Source organism: Gemella haemolysans ATCC 10379, assembly GCF_000173915.1.
Classification (GTDB): Bacteria; Bacillota; Bacilli; order Staphylococcales; family Gemellaceae; genus Gemella; species Gemella haemolysans.
Genome location: NZ_ACDZ02000008.1, coordinates 1 through 21,205, shown reverse-complemented (window position 1 = coordinate 21,205; position 21,205 = coordinate 1). Strand labels below are relative to the sequence as shown.

The following is a 21,205-nucleotide window of genomic DNA, read 5'->3' as shown; positions in this document are numbered from 1 at the left end:
AAAATGAAATTATTTCAAAAAATTGTAATATTTATGTTGTTAGGGATAGGAGCAGGGAATGTTATTAATCTAATATTCGGTATTTTGTGTGGTCAGTTTTATCCTGGTATGCCATTGTATATCCAGAGTTTTGATAATTTAAATATGGCAGTATTAATTCAAACCTTAGTATACGCTATTTTAGGTATATTACAAGGATTAGCTGGTAAAGTATTTCAAAGTAAGTTAAATGATAATATAGTAATAGTATTTGTATCTCATTATTTTCTTATTATGTTACCACTTGTGTTAGCGGGTTATTATTTGAAATGGTTTAGTAGCTTTACTACTTTAACTTTAATGCTGATTACAACTACTGTGGTTTATATTTTAATAGGAATAGTTCGATATTTTAGTATTAAAAATAGTATAAGTGAGATAAATATAAAATTAAGAGATAATAGATAAGATTTCGCTAGTAACAAAGGAGGAGCAACACAAATTAATGATTTTGTGTTGCTCCTCTAAATTTTATAACAGATTATAAAATACTTTTTAAAGAATACTTGATATAAAATATTTTTTAATTTTTGTTATTTTGAATTATTATTTTATTCCAATTTAAATATTATTTTTCTTCTTCAACTTTATCTTTCTTTAAGAATTTGTTAAGTAGATTAGAAGCTTTAACTTTATTTTCTTCTACTTTTTCAGAAAGATTTTCGATTTTTTGATCTGTATTTTTCTTGAACCCAGTAACGTTAGATTTCATATTATCTACAGATGATTGTAAACCATTGATAGATGTTGCTAATCCTTCAGCAGAATTAAATAGTGGATCTAGTTTTTCAGATTTAACTTGTAAGTCTTCTGCTAAGATGTTTGTGTTTTGCAATAAAATATTAGTTTCTGCCATAATCGGCTCTAAATTACCTTCAACCTTTTTAACTGTTTCATTAAGGTCTTTAGCAAGATTTAGTGCATCTTCTGCAATGTTTGTTACGTCTTCTACACATTCAGTAGCAACAGTTAGTGATTTTCTAACAGTTCCAAGTGTGATCGCTGCGCTTATGCATAGGATTAAGACTCCTACTCCCGCTAAAAAGATTCCAGCATAAGCTAAAATTAACCAATTTATATCTAACATAATGTTTCCTCCTTTATAAGTCCGTATAATCAATTATATTTTAATATTGATTATAATACAATTAAATTATTTTGATTTGTGTTCGATAAATTTATGACAAAGTTTATTAATATTACCAGCTCCCATAAATAGGAATACACTATTGTCAAAGTTAAGTTTATCAAAATCATTTTCACTATTTATTATTTGAGCATCTTTAGTCACTTTTTGTAAATCTTCGATTCCAACAATTTTTTCTTTCTCACGCACTGAAGCGAAGATTGGACAAAGGAATACTTTATCTGCAGTTTCTAAACTTTCAGCAAATTCATTTAAGAATTTAGCTGTACGTGTATAAGTATGAGGTTGGAAAATAGCGATAACTTCTTTGCCCTCGTATTTTCTACATGCACTGTCGATAGTTGCTTTAATTTCACTTGGATGGTGAGCATAGTCGTCTACAATTACATTATTTCCGATTTTGTGTTCGCTAAATCTTCTCTCAGCAGGTTTGTATTGATCAAGTGATTCTTTAATTTTCTCAACACTAATACCATTGATATCAGCTAAAGCTATAGCTGATGTAGCGTTAGAAATATCGTGTAATCCAAATACTGCCATAGTAAATGTTCCTAATAATTCAGAATTTTTATAGACGTCGAATTTACTGTGTTCTGATGTAGTTTGAACATTTTTTATTTGGTAATCATTTCCTTCGTTGAAACCATACTTAATTGTTTTTGCAGTAGTTGGTTTAAGCTGAGAAGCTAAACGATCATCTCCACAAATTACTACAGTATCTTTTACTTGATTTACGAAACTTTGAAATGCATCAAACATATCGTGTTCATCATTAAAATAATCAGGATGATCAAAGTCGATATTAGTAACGATAGCATAATTTGGGTGATATGCAAGAAAATGTCTGTAATATTCACATGCTTCAGCTATCATAAATTCAGAATGTTTTTCACCGTGTCCAGTACCATCCCCAATTAGGTATGATGTAATGTGGTTGTGTTTAAAGATGTTACTAACCATTGTAGTTGTGGTTGTTTTCCCATGTGCTCCAGTTACTGCAATTGATGGAATTTCAGAAAGTAATTTTCCTAAAAATTGAGAATAAGTGTAAGTTTTTAAACCTAATTCTTTAGCACGTCTATACTCAGCATGTGTTTCATCGAATGCGTTACCTAAAATTACATCATATCCTTCTTTGATATTTTCTACCCCATAGCTAAACATTGGGATGTTTCTTTGTTCTAATTTTTCTTGTGTAAAAAAGTATGTTTCTTCGTCTGAACCTTGTACTTCATGCCCCATATCGTAAGCAATTTGTGCAAGTGAGCTCATACCGGATCCTTTAATACCTATAAAATGATATTTACTCATTATTATATCTCCTAAGTTGTCTTTATAAAATAAAAAATTTCCTTATTATTTTTCCATAAGCAAATACAATTTTACAACAAAACTGATAAAAATTCAATAAATAGGAGTTTTTTTATAGTAGGCTATTTTCAAATATTAATTCCCAAAGTAAATTCCAGTTCAAACAAAAAACTGGAATTTAACTTGAAACTAATTTTTAATAAGTATAATTCCTCTTTTTTTATTTTGATGCCTTTAAAAAAACTCCCAAAGTAAAGCTTCCTTGTTTTATACCGGAACTTACCTTGGGAATATTTTTATTGTTATTTTCCTTTTTTTCCCAAGGTAACTTCCACTTTAATTTCTTACTGGAACTTACTTTGGAAATTTACCAAAATCTTGTTTTTTCAAAATCGTAATTTTTGAGTTACTGCCTTTAAAGTTTTTTATACACTAATTGATTATTTAAAAAGTTTACGTCTGACTACAAGTCCAACAAGACAGATTAAGCTTAATCCTAATGCAGCAGTGCTAGAAGAATTCATACCTGTGCTTGCTAATTCTTTAGATTTAGCTTTTGCAGGTTCAGCTTCTTTAGTTTTTTCAGATAGCTGAGTAACAGCAGGTGTTTGTCCGAAATCTACGTTTTGAGTAGCTGAAGCTCCACCAACTGATCCAAGGTTTTGATTAGGATCTACTATTTCACCAGCAGTTCCGCCTTGACCACTACCAGGAGCAGTTCCCTCTAAGTGGGGTTGAGGTTCTGGGGTAACAGGACCTGTATATTCTGGTACGTCATTTACTGCAGAAAGATTTTGAGTTAGTAAGTCGAATGCTTTTTCTAAGTCTACTAATCTATCTTTTAATCCATTGATATAATAATCTTCAGCACCGTTTTCTTCGCCATCTTTTATTTGATTTTTTATGTTAACAAGTTCATCTAATATTTTCTTGATTTCAGGTTGTTTAACTCCGAATGTAGGAATTTCATTAACAGCAGCCTCAACAGCGTTAACGCCACCTTTGAATTCTGGCACTTCTAGTTGTACAAGTGAATCTCCGTTAGATGTTTCAGGTTTTGTTGGTTTTGGAGTTTCTCCTTCTGGTTTATCAGGAACAGTTGGAGGTGTTGTATCGTTTACTCCACCAGTGAATTCAGGAACATTATTGACAGGAGCATCTTGACCATTAGAAGCAGCAGGTCCGTTGAATTCAGGAACTTCATTAACAGGGGCATCTTGACCATTAGAAGCAGCAGGTCCGTTGAATTCAGGAACTTCATTAACAGGAGCATCTTGACCATTAGAAGCAGCAGGTCCGTTGAATTCAGGAACTTCATTAACAGGAGCATCTTGACCATTAGAAGCAGCAGGTCCGTCGAATTCAGGAACTTTATTAACAGGAGCATCTTGACCATTAGAAGCGACAGGTCCGTTGAATTCAGGAACTTTATTAACAGAAGCATCTTGGCCATTAGAAGCGATAGGTCCGTTGAATTCAGGAACATTATTGACAGGAGCATCTTGACCATTAGAAGCAGCAGGTCCGTTGAATTCAGGAACTTTATTAACAGGAGCATCTTGACCATTAGAAGCAGCAGGTCCGTTGAATTCAGGAACTTTATTAACAGGAGCATCTTGGCCATTAGAAGCGACAGGTCCGTTGAATTCAGGAACTTTATTAACAGGAGCATCTTGACCATTAGAAGCGACAGATCCGTTGAATTCAGGAACTTTATTAACAGGAGCATCTTGATCATTAGAAGCGATAGGTCCGTTGAATTCAGGAACTTTATTAACAGGAGCATCTTGACCATTAGAAGCGACAGGTCCGTTGAATTCAGGAACTTCATTAACAGGGGCATCTTGGCCATTAGAAGCGACAGGTCTGTTGAATTCAGGAACATTATTACTTGAATTATTATCAGGTTTATTATCTGGAGTAGGTTTATCTTCAGGTTTGTTATTTCCTGGGACAGTTTCTTTATCATTTTTATGTTTAGTATACTCTTCTAATGCTTTATCTATGTTAGATTTTTCTTCTAAAATTTTATCTATAGATTTTTCTTCATTATATACTTTTTGAGCTTTTTCAGTAGCTTCTTTTAGTTTAGCGTGTGCTTCTTTATTAATTCCTTCTTTATCTTTATCATCGTTAACTAGGATTTTAGCTGTTTCTAAAGGTAAAAGAAGGTTTGCTCTTTCAGTAGCAAGTTTTTTAGCAACTTCATCAGTGCTTTCAGCAGGTTTGTTAGCCTCATTATTATTTGGAGTGTCAACTTTGTCATTAGGTTTGTTAACTTCGCTGTTATTAGGAGTGTCGACTTTGTCATTAGGTTTGTTAACTTCGCTGTTATTAGGAGTGTCGACTTTGTCATTAGGTTTGTTAACTTCGCTGTTATTAGGAGTGTCGACTTTGTCGTTAGGTTTGTTAACTTCGCTGTTATTAGGAGTGTCGACTTTGTCGTTAGGTTTGTTAACTTCACTGTTATTAGGAGTGTCGACTTTATCGTTAGGTTTGTTAGTCTCATTATTAGATGTCTGAGTGTTGTCACTTGGTTTATTTACTTCAGGAGCAGGTGTTTCTTTTAATTTGTTGACTGCATCTTCGATTTCTTTTAATAAACTAGAACGAGTGTCTTCTAGATTTCTTGTTTCTTTAGCTTTGTTTATGAATTCAGTTGCTTTAGTAATAGCTGTAGTTAAATTGTTTTTAGACTCATCTGAATAGTTACTTGCAGCTAGTTTGTCTTGAGCTGATTTAATAGCTGTATCTAGTTTTGAAGTATCATATCTAAGGAGGTTATAGTATCTTTGAACATCGTTAAATAATTTCAAGATTTCATTAGATTTAGGGTTGTTGTGCACTAAGTCTTCTAGTTTATCTATTTTTCCTTGAAGATAGTTATCTACAGCGTTGATGCTTTCTTCACTATAGTTTTTGCTATCTTTATCAGAATTGAAGTTTGCTACAGCTTCAGCGTTTGAAGTTCTTAGTTGAATAAGTAAATCATATTGATTTTTTAAATCTGATAGTTCAGTAAATGCAGTAGAGATTTCTTCTGTGCTTGCAATATTATTTTTCAATACATTTTGTGCAGCGTTGATTTTGTTACCGAAGTTTTTAATTACTGCCATGTCTTGGCTTACATTTGCATTTTTAAATACATTATTCCAACTATCATAGTATTTACTTGTAGTAGCTTCGAATAGTGCGTTTAGTTGTTTTTTATCTGCAGTGATAACAGCATTTTCTTTAGGGTATTTTACAGATAATACAGCTATATTTTCATGTTTATCAGTACCGAATAATGTACTGCTTGCAAAAGTGTTAAGTTTTATTGTAGATGGTTTTCCTTCAATCGGTATTCTAATTTTTGAAGGATATTTATAAGAATTAGTTACGTTATTGTAAGTAACGTCGGCAGTATCTTCTTTTAGAACTTGAACATCTTTTTCAGTATTTCCATCGAAGTATGTAAGTTTACTCATAACGGCAACATTAGTTGTTCCATTATTCATAGGAATAAGATCTAATTCTAAATAATTTTTTCCGTTTTCAGTTACTAGATACATATTTTTAATTATTCCATTAGCCATAGAAGGGCTAGTTAAATCTTGTTTTAATAATGATCCATCTAATTGAACTTTATTATTAGAATCTGTAGAAGGAGATTCTGATGAATTACTTGGTTTATTTTGAGTTGAATCAGCAGAATTGTTAAATGCATTCACAGCATTGTTAAGTTTATTTAATTCAGCTAGTAATGCTTCTTCGGTAGAAGAATCATTATTTAATAATTCTTTAGTTTTTGATAGTTCATTAGTTAAAGTAACAAAGGCTGCTGGGTCTTTTTTACCTTGTTTTATTAACTCAACTTCAGCTATTTTATTCTTAAGTTGCTCTTTGGCTGAAACTTGTTCTGCTCCAGAGTTTTGAGAATCATTTAAGTCTTCTATAGCGAATTTGAATTGTTCTTTGTAGTAATCTGTTAGATCGGTATTTATTTGATCATCAGTGTCGTTTGATTCAGGAGTTAGTTTTGCATTAGCAACATATGCTTTTGCTTCATCAATTAATTGTTTAAGTTTAAGTTTTGATTGAGTAATTTTGTTGGAATTGTTGTAAGCTTCTTCAGCTTTTTTAATTTCTCCTGAAAGTTCATCAGTATTGATGCGAAGATAGTCTCCAAGATGTTGAACTTCTCCTGTTAGTTCATCTAGTTTTTTATATACTGTTACAGTTCCTTCTTTGTCGAACTCATTTGAGTAAGTTTCTTTTTTACCTTCTATATCGACTGGATCTAGAGAGTTAATTTTACTTTCAACCGCATCTAATTTTTCTTTAATTAACGCTTTGCTTTCGCTAGTAAAGTGTGAATTGTTCTTCCAATCATTTTCGTACTGATTTTTTGAGTTTTGTAGTGATTTATAAAGGTTAGCTAATGAATCTAATTTAGTTGTTTCATCTAATAGTTTATTTATAATGTTATCTACTTCATCTTTAGTTAGTGAATCGTTATTTAAAAGTTGTTGAGCCTTAGTAATTAATTGATTGAATGAAGTTTTGAATACTGGTTTTAAATCTTTGTAGTTATCTTGTACTGAATTACTTGTATAGTAATTAATTTTATCTCTTAACGAAGCTTTCAGAGGTGATTCTTTTTTAGTTTCCAGTTTTGTAGAGTAATCGATATATAAGTCTGTTGGTTTTGTAAAATTATCGATTCCATTTTTTCCTAATGAGAACGAATCTTTAAAATTGAAATTTCCTAGAAGTGCTATTTCAATATTTTTCTTAGTAGCATCAACTGTAAGTTTTAATTTAGTAGGGTAATCACGCCCTCCAATATTTTTTGTCTCTAAAACAACGGCATCGGCATCTGTATTTCCTAGACTGTTATATTTGAAAGTATCTGCTAGAGCAAAGTCGATAGCTCCTCCCATGATTTTAGGTTCTAATGTTAATATTACTTCATTTTTACCGTTTCCTAATTCGTGAACTTCTACATTTTTTATAAGTTCTGTCAAATCACGACTGTATCTTGTTTTTATAGGTTTGTCGCTACCTCTTTCTACGAATTTTGCAGTTACATTATATGGTTCTGCTGGTTTAGTAGTGTTCTCAACAGGTGCGGCAGGAACTGGTTCTCCTTTTTTACCGTCTTTTGTAGTAAGATTGTTGATAGCCTCAGTTAATTGTTTAACAAGGTCTGATGTCTCATTAATTTGAGGATTATAACTGCTTGTTTGGTTAATCCAGTCTTTAGCGTGATTTAAAGCTTGATCAAATTTTTCAAGAGACACGGGTTCGTACTCACTTCTGATTTTTCTGTCAGCAATATTGATTATTCTTTTTAGTTCTGTAGTATTGTATCTTAAGTATGTGAAGTTCGCGTTATCGAAGTCTTTAATTAACTGAACTAGTTCTTTTATGTTTCTTGTATTTTTCAATGAAGGAACACTTTTAATATAATTTCTGTAGTTTTCAATACTTTCTTTAGTGTATGTTTTTTCGTTATAAAGGTCAAAATATTCTAATAGTTTTGCAACCTTAATATCTAGTACTTCTCTTAATGTTGCAATGTCTTCCATTTCATGAATCGGTGTAGAAATTTCATAAAGTTTATCGTAATTAGCGCTATCTGAACGTTTCAATTCTTGTAGTTTTGTTACAGCTTCGCTAATTTTAGCTCTTTGTGAGAAGTCTGCAGCTGTGTCTGAAGTATTCTCTTTTGTTAGTAACCATTCATTAACCTTATTACCACGATCAATCCAATTTTGAATTTTTTCGTTTAATTTTTCTCTATACTTAGGGATAGCTTCGTTACTTTTTTTAGCAGCTGAGTAGTTAATATCTAAAGCAAATGGACCTGTTTGTTGTTTAGCGCCGTTTTTATCAATATAAGTCATATTTGAAACAACCAATTGTTCAGCTTTTAATTCACCAGGAACACTAAAGGCTACGATATGTTGATCTTCAGCAGAAGGACCTAGTTTAACATTTGTATCTAAACCAGAAACTTTATTAACAACAAAGCTTGTAATTTTGCTAACTTTATCAGGGTTAGCAACAAGATTAATTTCTATATCTTGACCTTGTTTGTAGATACCTGCTAAAGACTCTTTAAATAGATTTTTAATTTCTTCTTTATTATCTACTACTTTTTTATAAAAATCTTGTTGACCATCGCTAGATACAGTTACCATTGTTGGAGTTTTAAAATCGGTAGTAGTATAAAAACCGTCATCTTTTAAATCATGGTTCACATCAAAGTTATAAAGTTGAATATAATATTTTAAAGTGTTTATTGCATTTTGTGCGGTTTTTTCTGTATATGAATTAGCATCAAGTTTTGCTTTTGCAGCAGCAGCTTCGCTCCACATGTTATACCAAGGGGTAGTGTCAATAACATCATCGGGAACTTGGTGATTTTCAAATGTTACATGGTAATAAGGGAAGTTAGAAGTTTTGTGGAAAAAAGTAGTTCCTAAGTATCTATTTGTGATAGACTGATCGTTAAAAATTTTATTTATTATTTCATTTAGTTCAGCCTTAGTTTGTTGAGTGGCTGCTGTATCTCCGAAATCAGCTTTTGCTATATTGCTATTTGTTGGCCAAGCTTGAGCTGTGATAGAAGATATAGTAAGTGCCAATGCAACACTCATACTTGATTTTAATAATTTATTTGTTTTCATGGAATGTCTCCTTTTGTATATAATGTAATAATTTATTCTAATATTAATTTTTCAAGGTTAATTAAATATAAATCTAGTTTTTTATCTCATTTACATAAAGACTATTAAATCAACCTTTGAAAAATAATAGACACCTATACTATAACATAAAAACGCTTTAAATGAAATAGATTATCAGTATCTTTTATGTAAAAAATAAAATGAAATTTCTTGAATTAATGAAAATTATACTTACTGATTTTAAATAATATTTTAAATTTAGTTTTTTTATTATTTGTAAAAAAGTTAAGAAAATATTTGTATAGACTTATTTATGATTTTTCTTGTTTAAAAAATGTATCTAAAGTAAAAAAATAATTTTTCTTAGTTTATTTTAAATTTTCTTTTTAAAAATTTACTTAATATTTTCTATGTAGTATAATTTTAGAGTAAATATTTTTGTAAGGAGAATATGATGACTAAATTTTATGCGGTAAGAAAAGGTAAAAAAACTGGAATATTTTCAACATGGGATGAGTGTAAAGAACAGGTTACAGGTTATAAGGGTGCGATATACAAAAGTTTTAAAACTATAGAAGAAGCAGAAGAGTTTGTAAAAGGTAATGAAGAAAAGATAGAGAATGTGGAAACAGTTGATGGAGTGTATGCATATATAGATGGAAGTTTTGATAGAGTACAAGGTATCTATGGTTCTGGAGTAGTTATAGTAGATGGTGATAAGAAATATGAGTTCAAACATGCTGGAAATAGAGAAGATTATGCTCAATTACACAATGTTGCTGGAGAATTAGAGGCGGCCAAATATGTTATGTGGTACGCAGTAGATAGAAAAATTAAAGAGATCACTCTATTTTATGACTATCAAGGAATAGAATCTTGGGCAACTGGTGATTGGCAAGCGAACTTACCTTATACACAGGATTATGTGAAATTTTATAATAAGGTAAAATCAGTAGTGAAGGTAAATTTTGTAAAAGTGAAGGCACATACAGGTGTTGAACTTAATGAGGTTGTTGATAAACTTGCGAAGGATGCAATAGCGGAGTTTAAAAAAGAAAAATAACTAAGAAGTTGATGTTTTGAATTCGGGGGACACATCAAAATCTCAATTCTTGAGTTACTCCCTATAGTTAAGTAGACTAAGTCGAAATTAATTATATGTTATAATCATATATGTTCAAAAAACGAATAGGAATAACTGGAAAATAAGAATTTTTAGTTATTCCTGTTTTATTTGCTTTTTAATAAAATTAAGTGTTTAAATATGTTATAATTAATAAAATATAGTTCAATAGATGAAAAAAGGAGGGTGAAAAATGGACAAAACGATAAATAATAAGCAAATATTTAATAAAATAGCAAGCCTTATTTACAGAGATAAAAAACGCATAATAATTGCACTAATAGTTTCTATTGCGTCTTATTATTTTTCGTTATACCCAACTGATAGGTTAAGTTATATAGTTGATGGTATAGCGGGAGGAAATATTGATTTTGATGGTGTAGTTAATGAAATTCTAAGAATTGTTTTGGCTGGAATAGCACTGTATATTGTCTATTTCTTTAAAGAATACTATACGTTTATAGGATATGATAAAGTTATTAAAGATATGACCTATGATATTCAATATGATATTTATAGACATACTCCAGTATTTTTTAATAAATTTAGTATTGGAGAAGTTATTAGTAGATCGACGAATGATATTACGAATTATATTGCGCCGCTTTTTGGTTATGGTATTCTATTAATTTTTGATGGAATAATCTACAATTTATTTATAAGTGTTCTTATATTTAACAAATCTAGTTTAATTTATTTATTACTGATTCATATACCATTGATTCTTCAGACTATTTATTTAGTTAGAAGACGTAAGGTACAGGAAAAATACTATAATGAGATGGCGAAAACTATGGATGAAATTACAGAAGAGACTTTAGAAAATGTTAAGGGTATTCGTGTAATTAGAGCCTATAGCTTGCTAGATAAAGTGAGAAATAGTTTTGTAGGAAAACTTAGAAGCTATGCTAGAAGTAATGAAGAATATATGAAAAAAACTCTTGTTTATCAACCACTTAATACAGTATCGTTAGCGGCAAGTTACATCATAGCTGTAGCTTGTGGATTTTACTTTATTAATTTAGGGATGATGACATTAGGAGAGTTAATTTCTGTCTGTGTAGTTATAGGTATGATTCAGTGGCCATACATTGCTTTATCGGAGTTAGTTATTATGATTATAGAAGTGCGTCAAGCTACGAAAAGAGTTTTAGAAATCTCTGATAAAAAAGCTGATGTTAATAATGACCTAGCTGAAAGTAATTTTGAGTTTAATAGTAGAATTGAATTTAAAGAATTTAATTTTAGTTATGGGGATAATAATCATGTGCTAGAAGATATTAATTTTACAATTAATAAAGGTGAAACTATAGGTGTAGTAGGAAAAACTGGTAGTGGGAAAACGACATTTATCAAGCAACTGCTTCGATTATATCCAATAGAAGAAAATACGCTACTTCTTGACGGAAAGGGAATGGAGCGATATTATGATTATTCTGTTAGAGAAAAAATAGGGTACGCACCACAAGAATATCAGTTATTCTCAAAATCTATAAAAGAAAATGTATTGTTTTATAGATATGATTTAGAGGATAGGTTAGATGAGGTGCTGGAACAAGCGGATATCAAGAAAGATATTAGTAGATTTAAAGATGGTATTGATACTCTTGTAGGAGAAAATGGTTTATCTCTATCAGGTGGACAAAAACAACGTCTAGGTATAGCGAGAGCGTTGTTATCTAATCCTGAAATCTTAATACTCGATGATAGTTTAAGTGCAGTGGACTCTAATACAGAAAAAGCTATTATAGAAAATATTAAGAAAACTCGAGAAGGTAAGACTAATATAATAGTAGCGCATAGAATTTCTGCAGTAAGACATGCTGATAAAATAGTTGTATTAGATAATGGTAAAATATTAAATTTTGGAACGCATGATGAGCTTCTTGAAAAATGTTCTTGGTATAAACAACTAGATGAGTATCAAAATAAGGAGGTAGAAGATGATGAAGAATAAAAATCCGTTATTTCAATTTCTTCCTTATATGAAAAAAGCAAAAAGATCTTATATAATAGGTTTTGTCTTTTCACTATTAAATGTTGGGTCAGGTGTTGCTGGTGTGTACGTATTGTCGAAAGTTTTTGATGGAATAACTGGAGATTTAACACATCAGATAATTCTAAAATCCTTGGTAGTAATAGCAGGGTATGGACTCATACTATTGTGTTCAGGTATATCTAACTATATTAGAAATATTTACTTAGTAAAAGGTGCTAATGAGGTTTATGTTAGAATCCAGATGCAGGTATACGATCATATTCAAAGTCTACCGATTAAGTATTTCGATAATATGCCAGCTGGTTCTGTAGTATCTAGGATAACGAGTGATGTTAACCAAATTAGAACATTTTTCGTTTCGACATTTGTGCAGATATTAATAATTGTACTTAAGATTATTTTTTCTTATATTGTATTATTTTATGTAGATGTACGTTTTGGATTATTTATGCTGGCGTTATTCCCGGTAATGTTTATAGTATTAAAAATTTACAACAAGTTATCTATAGATAGTATTAAGGGGTATCGACGTAAATTTTCTCAAAGTAACGGTATTATAAATGAGAATTATCAAAATTTAGAAATCATCAAAGCTTTTAATAAAGAAAAAGAGAGTATTGAAGACTGGAATAAGCATAATGAAGAACGCTATAAATATTGGAAAAAACTAAATCTAGTAGATAGTCTATTACTTCATAATATAACTGGAGTATTTAGAATTGTGATTTTCATAGGTATTGTTTATTACTATTCGTATTCACACTTTAATAATGTTTATGGAATTACATTGGGAATGGTATATCTATTTATAAATTATACTACCGATATAATTTATAGAATTGCAGACTTTACAATGGGGATTTCTAATTATATCAGAGCGCAAGGTGCAGCTATAAATATTCAGGAGATACTTAAGTTAGAAGTTGAGGAAGACAATCATAACGATATTACTGAGGATGATTTCCGAGGAAATATTAAATTCGAAGATGTGTATTTTTCTTATAAAGATGATTTTTATGTGCTACGTGATTTGAATCTTGAAATTAAAGAGAATCAAACTGTAGCATTTGTAGGACATACGGGAAGCGGTAAGAGTACTATTATGAACTTAATTGTTAAGTTCTACAGTGCAACTAAAGGTAATGTCCTAATCAATGGTAGAAATATAAATGATTACAGTAAGGAGTATCTAAGAGAAAAAACGGCTATAGTACTGCAGGATTCATTTTTATTTGAAGGTACCTTACTCGAAAATATTACTACTTCAAATGATGAGGAAATTGCTAGAGAGGCCTTATCTAGAGTTGGAGGAGATTTCATATTAGAAAATCGCTCGTTGGACTCAAAAGTAGAAGTAGGTGGAAATAACTTTTCTACAGGTGAGAAGCAACTTATTTGTCTAGCTAGAGCTTTGGCTAAAGATCCTAAGATTTTGATTCTTGATGAATCGACGGCTAATATCGACAGTGAAACAGAACAAAATGTTAGTCGAGCTATAGAAGAATTAAAACAAGGTCGAACAACGCTTATAATAGCTCATAGATTATCAACTATAAAAAATGCAGATATGATTTATGTTCTTAGAAAAGGAAAGGTCATAGAAAGTGGAACACACGAACAATTATTAGCTCTTGAGGGGAGTTACAAAAAAATGTATGAAACGCAAGTAAAAGGATAAAAAAAGAGTGATTCGAAGAATCAGATTTAAATGAATCTTGATTTACGAATCACTCCTTTTTTAATAATTATTTTTTGAATACAAATTCGTATGCTAAGTCAATATCTTTGAATGAAATCATTACTGTTTCATAACCAAGAGGTTTGAATAGTTCATTAACAGCAGTAGCAACTTTTTCGCAAACTTCAACAGGTCGGTGAATCCAACCAATTTCAAGATTTGCTCTGTTGATTTCTTCTCCATCAAGAATAGCAACACTTTCAATTAAATCTAATGTAAAAGCTTCGCGCGGTCTTTCGATTATTTCAGCAATAGTATCGAAAAGTTCAGCACTAACTTTTTTTAAATCTTCTTTTTTAAATCCTCTAGCAACTATACGTGGCATAATAGACCTCCATTATTTGAATTCGTTTACTATAATTATATCATAATATTTTATATTTTTGTTGGTAAATGTTTTGAGATACGATGTTTAAAGTTTTATGAAATTAAATTTCTGTTTATAATAAATATTTATAAATTTCATTATATGAGTAATTTGAAGAAAATATTGTGTTTTTTAGATGGTTAGTAGAATATTAAAAGTATCTTTTTGGTTATTTTACTTACAAATATTACCATTTATTAAAATTATATGGTAATATAGAAAGTAGGAAAAAAATATTAAAATAAATACTAAGGAGAAATTTTTATTAAACTTTTATATAAGAAATACTTTTCATTAATAATATTAATTTTAATTTGTATAGTCATATTTTTATTTTCTAGTCAACCTGGAGAAGAGTCATCGAAGATTTCTAATGACTTAATCATAAGAAAATTAGGCCACTTTAGTGAATATATGACTTTGGGATTTTTTTCATGTTCATATTTATCGAATTTATTTATAGAAAATAGCAAGATAAAAGATTTTAAAAAAACTGGTATATTAAGTTTCTTGTTTTCTGTTATCTATGCCCTAAGTGATGAATTTCATCAAACTTTTGTACCAGGTAGAGATGGAAATATTGTTGATGTATTAATAGATAGTAGTGGAGCTTTAGTAGGAATATTAGTTTCATGTATTGTATATTTTCTTATAATGAAAAAATAGAAGAAAATATTGTAGTTTTTAGTTGTATTTTTTTTAGAAAAGATATAAAATAATTATTTAGATAAATAAAAAATAAAAAGGAGGAGTTATTGATGCTTAAAGCACTTATTGTAGAAGATGACAAATTATTAGCTGCATCATTGAAAGCTGCAATTTCAGAGAAATTTGATGCGGATGTTTGTTATAATGGATTAGATGGACAAAAACTTGTTGATGAAAATAAGTATGATTTTGTAATAGCTGATAGTATTCTACCGGGAATGGGCGGAATAGACCTACTTGATTATATTCGAGAAAGCAACGAACATAAAACTCCAGTAATTATTATTACTATAGCAGAATCAACAGAAGAAAAGGCTAGAGTCATGAAGCATAGAGTGACGGAATATCTACCACGTGTAGCGGATGCTTCTCTTTTACTGACAACAATTTCGAACTTACTTCAACGTGAAAGTAACCTAAAAGGTGAACATGAAATTACATACAAAGATTTAGTGTTAGACCTTAAAAATGAATTGGTATCATCAAATGGTGGGACATTAGATACAATTAAAGGGAAATACCTTGAATTATTATCATTCTTTGTAATCAATAATAATATCGTACTAGAAAAAGAAGAAATATTTGATCGTGTGTGGGGTGTTGATTCAGAAACAACGATTAACGCTATCGAAGTTTATATTTCAGGATTAAGAAAAGAGTTACGAAAAATTGGTTATGATAAAAACCTAAGAACTGTTCGCGGTGTTGGTTATACATTTGAGTAGGTAAGAGTATGGAATTTAATTATCCAATAGATTATACATTATATAATACGGATGAGATAACAATTATTATTAAATTTTTAGATTTAGTAGAAGAATGTTATTTATCGGGAGTAGAACTATCAGAATTTAAAGCTGCATACAAAGACTTTAAGAGTGTAGTTCGAGCTAAGTCTGAGGAGAATTCTTTGTATCGTGATTTCAAAGAAATCACTGGATATGATGGTTATCAAGCTGTAAAAGAAATGAAAAATGAAAAACCAAAAATTAAGCTTTAAAGCTTAGTTTTTGGTTTTTTGATTTATATCGAGGAATCCGAAGTGGAATTTAGTGTTTTTTCTAATTATTCTTGTAAAGTTGTATCTTTCAAATACATTGTCCTTGAAGTGAGCTTTAATAATAATCTTACCTCTTGCAACCCGATATGCTTCTTTTATAAATTCATCATATTTGAAATGACTATCGGCAAGAGGAGTTATTCCTGAAAGATTGTTAGATTCGGCTATATCATGTGAAAACATAGGGTCAAAGTATATTATATCGAATGCATTATCAGGAGTTTTCTTTAAATAATCTATACAATCAAAGTTATGAGTAATGATCTTTCTCATCGCTTTGTTTATCTCTTCGTTAGGGGAAGCGTAGTGTTTTAGTCCGCTACTTGTAATGAGATGTATAATCTTATTTTTTTCTAGAGAAGTAACATTGTGGCTGTAATAGCTTAGGAGAATACTATCTCCTGCAAGCCCCATCGTACAATCTAGAACATTTTGCTTTTCTTTACCTATTATTTCAACTAGAGGCTCATTGTCCGAATTTTTAATTTTTAATGCAGTCGTATCTAGATGGAAGAAAAATTCTGAATCATTCTCGAAATAACTTAGTTTATTTTTGTATACTACGAGTGCACCTTGAGCAGATTCTAGTAATTGTTTAATTGTTTTTTTATTTCTTATAATATATTTTAAATTTAATTCGTTGGCAAGATTTTGTGCCTTAGTGTTGAGTTGGGGTGTTGTTTTTACACTAGTCGTTACTATTATATTTTTCATTGATTATTAATGTTTGCTCCTCTGTTATTATAATGTCTACCTTTTTATCATATTTATCAGTAGGGACTTTTTCTTGAAGAAGCTTATCATATGATAAACCGATGCTAGTCTTATGCTTATTTGTTGTAAAATATTTATCATAATAACCTTTGCCATACCCAAGACGATATCCATTTTTATCGAATACTATAGAAGGGGTAATTACTAAATCAATGCTACCAGTATAATAGCTACAACTAGTAGGTTCTAGTACTCCAAAGTGTCCTGGAGTTAAGTTTTCTATAGATGTTATATGTACTAGATTCATAATTTTATTTTCGATTTTTGGTACAAAGATCTGCTTTTTACCAATCCATTTATTTATAAATGATAGGGTAGGTACTTCACTACCAAATCCTACAAAAATGAATATTTTTTCTGCAGACATAAATATTTTGTTATTTTCAAGTTTAGAGAGTATTTTAGCGGATGCATTATTTCTATAATCTTCAGACAAATTGTTTCTTTCAATAATAAATTTTTTTCTAAGTTCTTTTTTCAAAGTATATTCACCTCAAGTTATATTATATCATAAATTTAAATGTAATTTTAATTTGATAAGAGTGTTTTGGATAAATAAGGTTATGTAAATGAAAAAAAGTATATTATATCTGTAATAATAAATTTAATAGGTTATTATTTATAAAAGTTATTATAAAAACAAATATGGATTTTAATAGCAAATAAACTTATAGTGTAAATAGTAATGTTATGTATAAATTTTTAGAATTTTTATAATAATGTATGTACAAGTATAATCAAAATTTTAAGAAAATATAATTGTATGGAAAAATGATAGATGTTGATGTAGATGGCTTTTAAACTTTCACAATTTAAAGGTAATTATATAAATAAAAAAATCTTAAATAATGGTTTATGATATGTTAATAGGTAAAGTAGTAAAATAAAAAATAATTATTCATTATTTAATGGAAATAATAGTATAAATATGATATAATATAAAAGAAAATTTATAAGAAAGGAATCTTCTACAAATAATGACAAATTCAGAAAAAAATAAAGATATATTAAGTAATGATGAATTGGGAAAAAATAGTAAAAAATCAGATGATTACTCAAGTTTACTAGAAAAAATTAGAAAACAGGTAGATATAGAAAATTCATCTACATATACTAGAAAACCGCTTGGTGAGCAGGAGAATTTAGAAGAGACGGTAATTATGCCTACTATTACTGAAGAGACAGATGTTCATGCGGAAACGGTTGTATTAGATAGAAATGAGTTAGTTCATGCAATCGAAAATGAACAAGCAAAAGAAGTTAAAAAAGAAGAAGTGGAAGAAAGTCCAGTTGTATTAGAGGTTTTAGGACTTAAAAAACGTATTGGATTAAAAACAATAGTTGAGGATATTACTTTTGACATGCGTAAAGGTGAAATTATTGGACTATTGGGGCCAAACGGAAGTGGTAAGACTACTATAATGAGAATGATGGTAGGATTAACTAAAATAACTAAAGGGGATGTTTATTGTTTTGAGAAACCTTTAGGTTTAGGTAAAACTGCTATGCTTAAAGAAGTTGGAGCGATGATTGAAACACCAGAGTTTTATAACTATATGTCTGGATGGTCTAACTTAAAACAAATTGCTCGTGTTTGTGGTAAAAAAGTAACAAGAGCACGTATGAAAGAGTTAGTAGAATTCGTTGGACTAAAAAAAGTTATTAGAAAGAAAGTTAAAACTTATTCTCTAGGTATGCGTCAACGATTAGGATTAGCTCAAGCATTACTTAATGATCCTAAGGTACTTATTCTTGATGAACCTGTAAATGGTTTAGATCCACAAGGAGTTCAAGATTTCCGTAACAAACTTAAAGAAATCGCATCAACTGGAGTATCAATCTTAATTTCATCACACTTACTAGATGAAATCGAAAAAGTTTGTGATAGAGTTATCGTAATCGAAAAAGGTAGAATTATTGCAGATGATAAACTAGAAAACCTAGTAGCAGATGAAATTATTAAAACATTAATGAAAACACATGATGTAGAAAAAACAGAAATATTAGTGAGAGAATTAGGTGTTAGATATGAGTTAACTAACGATGGATTTGTCTTTGAAAATCTTGATCGTGAAGAGAAAGCTCGTATTATTACATATCTAGTTAATAACAATGTAGAAATAGATACAATTCGTGAACTACATACATCATTAGAGGATCGATTCCTACAAATTACAGGAGGGGAGAGAAAATAATGAAATTATTTATAAATGAATTTATAAAAGATTACAAAAAGAAAACTACATGGTTATACTTATTACTATTGTTTGGGATTATCTTATTAAATAGTTATTTTACAAAAAGACAGTTTGAAGATGGCATCGATGCTGTGAAAATACTTAGCGGACTAACAGTGGTTTCAACTTCAGTAGCTATGATATTCTCACTAATTATGTTAGCTAATAACTTGTCTCAAGAGTATTCAAAAGGAACTATTAAATTCTTATATACAAAACCAAAATCTCGTTCTGCAATACTTACTGCGAAAATAGTTTTAGCGTTTATTAACTATATTATATTCTTAGTAGTGGGAACAGTATTTGACTTTTTAACAAAATATTATGTATTTTTCAATAGAAAAGTAGGTTTAAATCATTTGAATGATACTATAGAAGAAGGGTATTTTGGTAGAACAGTTGCTAAACAATTAATTATTACAAATTTAGCAGACTTAGCAGTGTTTATCTTCTTTGTTGCTATGGTAGTATTAGTTTGTGTAGTGTTTAAAACACAAATTCTATCATTGGTATTAGTTATGTTATCACTTTTAGGAACTGGATTAATTCAAGCTTTAACAATATTTGCAGTTTCAAAATTCTCATGGGCAAAATACCATATGTTCGATGTACCGCTATTTAGCTCATATTATGCAAGTGAAGCAGGACGTCACACTGTAAAAGAAGTATTTAAGTTTGATAATGCAAATGCATTAATTATTATGTTAGTAGCATATAGTGTTGTATTCTTTACAATTTCATATATTGTAAATGCAAGACGTGATATTACAATAGACTAAAATTAAAAGTTGTTAGGAGGTAGGTAAGATGAGAAGTTCATTAAAGAAAATTGAGCGAATTAAGGATATTTTAGATTTAAATGGAGATGTATTAACTTATAAATATACGGATGAAGAAATCCGACTTAATTTAGGGGAAGAACAGTTAAGTAGTATTTTTAGTAGATTTATTAAGAGGAATTTATCAAAAGTAAAAGAAGGATTAAAAGCTGGTAAGTTAGTGAAATGTCAAAGTGGATTAGGGATTTCTTGTTTATTTATTCCGAGTGAAAACGAAGAAGAGTTCTACTTAATTACTCCATTTTTAGAGTACTTAATACCAACAAAATTATTCCAAGAATCTCTAACTAAGTACGGAGCAAGTATTAATGAATTAATTTGTGATGTATATTTTTCATTACCAATTACACCACGTAAAAAATTCAACTACTTAATCGAGTTATTAGTTGAAGATGAAAATGTAGATTTCTTAGATGCAATCGTCTTAGTAGAAGACTCAAGTGTTAAAAATGTAAGAAGAGCATCATCGAGAAAAAATACTTATTTAAACGGTATTTTAGAGAGTGAAGTTAAGTTTAAACGTGAAATATTAGAAGCTGTAGTAGATGGAAATATTTCTCGTGTGAATATGTTGTTTGATCTTCGTCATAGAAATCATGGAGTAGAAGAAAATCATATAGAACAGGGTGTTAATGTTCGTCGTAGAAAATCATATAATATGAATGATTTATTACGTTATGCTTTAGAACAACATAATGATGATTACCTAGGAATTGAAGAATTATGGGTTAAAATTAAAAACAAACTTGATAACTACGATTTATCAGAAGATGTTATTAGAAGTTACTGTTTACTTGTAGACAGAAATAAATACAAAGATAAACAAGCTGTAGTTCGTAACTGTATAGCGTATATTAATGATCGTATTTCTGAGAAAATTAGCTTAGATAACGTGAGTGATTACCTAGGTGTTAATAAGAGTTATCTATCTTCAATTTTCAATAAAGATATGGGGATTAGTATCGTAGATTATATCCACGATAAACGTATTTCTAACGCTTGTTACTTATTAGCGAATACTGATTTTTCAATTTCAGAAGTAGCTGATTATATTGGATACTTTGATACAAGTTACTTCATTAGAATATTCAAAACTCTAGTGAAAATGACGCCTCTTAAATATAGAGAGTCGTTATCAAAAAGATAATAATAAAAAAATTGTTGGCTAATGTTTTAGTCAACAATT

General features: G+C 29.6%; 16 protein-coding genes. 10 read left to right on the top strand and 6 right to left on the bottom strand.

Annotation, left to right across the window (positions count from 1 at the left end; all coding sequences use genetic code 11):
• Positions 1 to 3 precede the first annotated feature (3 nt).
• A complete protein-coding gene (locus tag GEMHA0001_RS02555) occupies positions 4 to 447 on the top strand; it encodes a DUF3021 family protein (protein ID WP_003144301.1) in 444 nt (147 codons plus the stop codon).
• Between the two features lie 160 nt (positions 448 to 607).
• Here GEMHA0001_RS02555 and GEMHA0001_RS02550 read toward each other — a convergent pair whose 3' ends face one another.
• From GEMHA0001_RS02550 to GEMHA0001_RS02540, 3 genes are all read right to left on the bottom strand, one after another.
• Positions 608 to 1,126 (bottom strand): DUF948 domain-containing protein, encoded by a 519-nt coding sequence (locus tag GEMHA0001_RS02550; RefSeq protein ID WP_003144112.1) that lies wholly within the window; start codon positions 1,124 to 1,126, stop codon positions 608 to 610.
• Positions 1,127 to 1,192: 66 nt separating this feature from the next.
• Entirely contained in the window at positions 1,193 to 2,497 is a 1,305-nt protein-coding gene (gene murC, locus GEMHA0001_RS02545) for a UDP-N-acetylmuramate--L-alanine ligase (RefSeq protein ID WP_003144373.1), read from the bottom strand.
• Between the two features lie 440 nt (positions 2,498 to 2,937).
• The gene (locus tag GEMHA0001_RS02540; RefSeq protein ID WP_003144193.1) at positions 2,938 to 9,174 is read right to left on the bottom strand and encodes an SIALI-17 repeat-containing surface protein; all 6,237 of its coding nucleotides are present in this window, start codon (positions 9,172 to 9,174) and stop codon (positions 2,938 to 2,940) included.
• A gap of 454 nt (positions 9,175 to 9,628) precedes the next feature.
• Between GEMHA0001_RS02540 and GEMHA0001_RS02535 the strand changes: the two genes are divergently transcribed.
• The 3 genes from GEMHA0001_RS02535 (at position 9,629) to GEMHA0001_RS02525 (ending at position 13,974) form a co-directional block, all read left to right on the top strand.
• Positions 9,629 to 10,237, top strand: coding sequence for a ribonuclease H1 domain-containing protein (locus GEMHA0001_RS02535; protein WP_003144383.1), 609 nt, complete (start codon positions 9,629 to 9,631; stop codon positions 10,235 to 10,237).
• A gap of 253 nt (positions 10,238 to 10,490) precedes the next feature.
• Positions 10,491 to 12,254, top strand: a complete 1,764-nt coding sequence (locus tag GEMHA0001_RS02530; protein ID WP_003144137.1) for an ABC transporter ATP-binding protein — start codon at positions 10,491 to 10,493, stop codon at positions 12,252 to 12,254.
• Positions 12,241 to 13,974: an ABC transporter ATP-binding protein gene (locus GEMHA0001_RS02525; protein ID WP_224207466.1), complete on the top strand. Its 1,734-nt coding sequence runs from the start codon at positions 12,241 to 12,243 to the stop codon at positions 13,972 to 13,974. The genes GEMHA0001_RS02530 and GEMHA0001_RS02525 overlap by 14 nt, the downstream gene beginning before the upstream one ends.
• Positions 13,975 to 14,041: 67 nt before the next feature.
• On the opposite strand, the gene GEMHA0001_RS02520 is transcribed toward GEMHA0001_RS02525, so the two are convergent.
• Positions 14,042 to 14,359, bottom strand: coding sequence for a DUF1904 family protein (locus GEMHA0001_RS02520; protein ID WP_003144082.1), 318 nt, complete (start codon positions 14,357 to 14,359; stop codon positions 14,042 to 14,044).
• A 300-nt stretch (positions 14,360 to 14,659) separates the two neighbouring features.
• Here GEMHA0001_RS02520 and GEMHA0001_RS02515 point away from each other — a divergent pair, with 300 nt between their 5' ends.
• The 3 genes from GEMHA0001_RS02515 (at position 14,660) to GEMHA0001_RS02505 (ending at position 16,109) form a co-directional block, all read left to right on the top strand.
• Positions 14,660 to 15,067 (top strand): VanZ family protein, encoded by a 408-nt coding sequence (locus GEMHA0001_RS02515; RefSeq protein ID WP_335930863.1) that lies wholly within the window; start codon positions 14,660 to 14,662, stop codon positions 15,065 to 15,067.
• Between the two features lie 92 nt (positions 15,068 to 15,159).
• On the top strand, positions 15,160 to 15,834 hold the full coding sequence (locus GEMHA0001_RS02510) for a response regulator transcription factor (protein WP_003144306.1): 675 nt from the start codon (positions 15,160 to 15,162) through the stop codon (positions 15,832 to 15,834).
• 8 nt (positions 15,835 to 15,842) lie between these two features.
• Positions 15,843 to 16,109 (top strand): UPF0223 family protein, encoded by a 267-nt coding sequence (locus GEMHA0001_RS02505; protein WP_003144422.1) that lies wholly within the window; start codon positions 15,843 to 15,845, stop codon positions 16,107 to 16,109.
• A 3-nt stretch (positions 16,110 to 16,112) separates the two neighbouring features.
• On the opposite strand, the gene GEMHA0001_RS02500 is transcribed toward GEMHA0001_RS02505, so the two are convergent.
• Entirely contained in the window at positions 16,113 to 16,883 is a 771-nt protein-coding gene (locus GEMHA0001_RS02500) for a class I SAM-dependent methyltransferase (RefSeq protein ID WP_003144377.1), read from the bottom strand.
• The gene (locus GEMHA0001_RS02495; protein ID WP_003144130.1) at positions 16,858 to 17,424 is read right to left on the bottom strand and encodes a 5-formyltetrahydrofolate cyclo-ligase; all 567 of its coding nucleotides are present in this window, start codon (positions 17,422 to 17,424) and stop codon (positions 16,858 to 16,860) included. The genes GEMHA0001_RS02500 and GEMHA0001_RS02495 overlap by 26 nt, the downstream gene beginning before the upstream one ends.
• 496 nt (positions 17,425 to 17,920) lie before the next feature.
• Between GEMHA0001_RS02495 and GEMHA0001_RS02490 the strand changes: the two genes are divergently transcribed.
• From GEMHA0001_RS02490 to GEMHA0001_RS02480, 3 genes are read left to right on the top strand one after another with little or no spacing between them, the layout of a single operon-like run.
• On the top strand, positions 17,921 to 19,138 hold the full coding sequence (locus GEMHA0001_RS02490) for an ABC transporter ATP-binding protein (protein WP_003144317.1): 1,218 nt from the start codon (positions 17,921 to 17,923) through the stop codon (positions 19,136 to 19,138).
• On the top strand, positions 19,138 to 19,959 hold the full coding sequence (locus tag GEMHA0001_RS02485; RefSeq protein WP_003144267.1) for an ABC transporter permease: 822 nt from the start codon (positions 19,138 to 19,140) through the stop codon (positions 19,957 to 19,959). The genes GEMHA0001_RS02490 and GEMHA0001_RS02485 overlap by 1 nt, the downstream gene beginning before the upstream one ends.
• 28 nt (positions 19,960 to 19,987) lie before the next feature.
• A complete protein-coding gene (locus GEMHA0001_RS02480) occupies positions 19,988 to 21,166 on the top strand; it encodes a helix-turn-helix transcriptional regulator (RefSeq protein WP_003144161.1) in 1,179 nt (392 codons plus the stop codon).
• Positions 21,167 to 21,205 lie beyond the last annotated feature (39 nt).

What these genes read in the sequence shown, in the direction of transcription:
- GEMHA0001_RS02555 (WP_003144301.1), top strand. Translation starts at nt 4, where the DNA reads ATGAAATTATTTCAAAAAATTGTAATATTTATGTTGTTAGGGATAGGA.
- GEMHA0001_RS02550 (WP_003144112.1), bottom strand. Translation starts at nt 1,126, where the DNA reads ATGTTAGATATAAATTGGTTAATTTTAGCTTATGCTGGAATCTTTTTA.
- murC (WP_003144373.1), bottom strand. Translation starts at nt 2,497, where the DNA reads ATGAGTAAATATCATTTTATAGGTATTAAAGGATCCGGTATGAGCTCA.
- GEMHA0001_RS02540 (WP_003144193.1), bottom strand. Translation starts at nt 9,174, where the DNA reads ATGAAAACAAATAAATTATTAAAATCAAGTATGAGTGTTGCATTGGCA.
- GEMHA0001_RS02535 (WP_003144383.1), top strand. Translation starts at nt 9,629, where the DNA reads ATGACTAAATTTTATGCGGTAAGAAAAGGTAAAAAAACTGGAATATTT.
- GEMHA0001_RS02530 (WP_003144137.1), top strand. Translation starts at nt 10,491, where the DNA reads ATGGACAAAACGATAAATAATAAGCAAATATTTAATAAAATAGCAAGC.
- GEMHA0001_RS02525 (WP_224207466.1), top strand. Translation starts at nt 12,241, where the DNA reads ATGATGAAGAATAAAAATCCGTTATTTCAATTTCTTCCTTATATGAAA.
- GEMHA0001_RS02520 (WP_003144082.1), bottom strand. Translation starts at nt 14,359, where the DNA reads ATGCCACGTATAGTTGCTAGAGGATTTAAAAAAGAAGATTTAAAAAAA.
- GEMHA0001_RS02510 (WP_003144306.1), top strand. Translation starts at nt 15,160, where the DNA reads ATGCTTAAAGCACTTATTGTAGAAGATGACAAATTATTAGCTGCATCA.
- GEMHA0001_RS02505 (WP_003144422.1), top strand. Translation starts at nt 15,843, where the DNA reads ATGGAATTTAATTATCCAATAGATTATACATTATATAATACGGATGAG.
- GEMHA0001_RS02500 (WP_003144377.1), bottom strand. Translation starts at nt 16,883, where the DNA reads ATGAAAAATATAATAGTAACGACTAGTGTAAAAACAACACCCCAACTC.
- GEMHA0001_RS02490 (WP_003144317.1), top strand. Translation starts at nt 17,921, where the DNA reads ATGACAAATTCAGAAAAAAATAAAGATATATTAAGTAATGATGAATTG.
- GEMHA0001_RS02485 (WP_003144267.1), top strand. Translation starts at nt 19,138, where the DNA reads ATGAAATTATTTATAAATGAATTTATAAAAGATTACAAAAAGAAAACT.
- GEMHA0001_RS02480 (WP_003144161.1), top strand. Translation starts at nt 19,988, where the DNA reads ATGAGAAGTTCATTAAAGAAAATTGAGCGAATTAAGGATATTTTAGAT.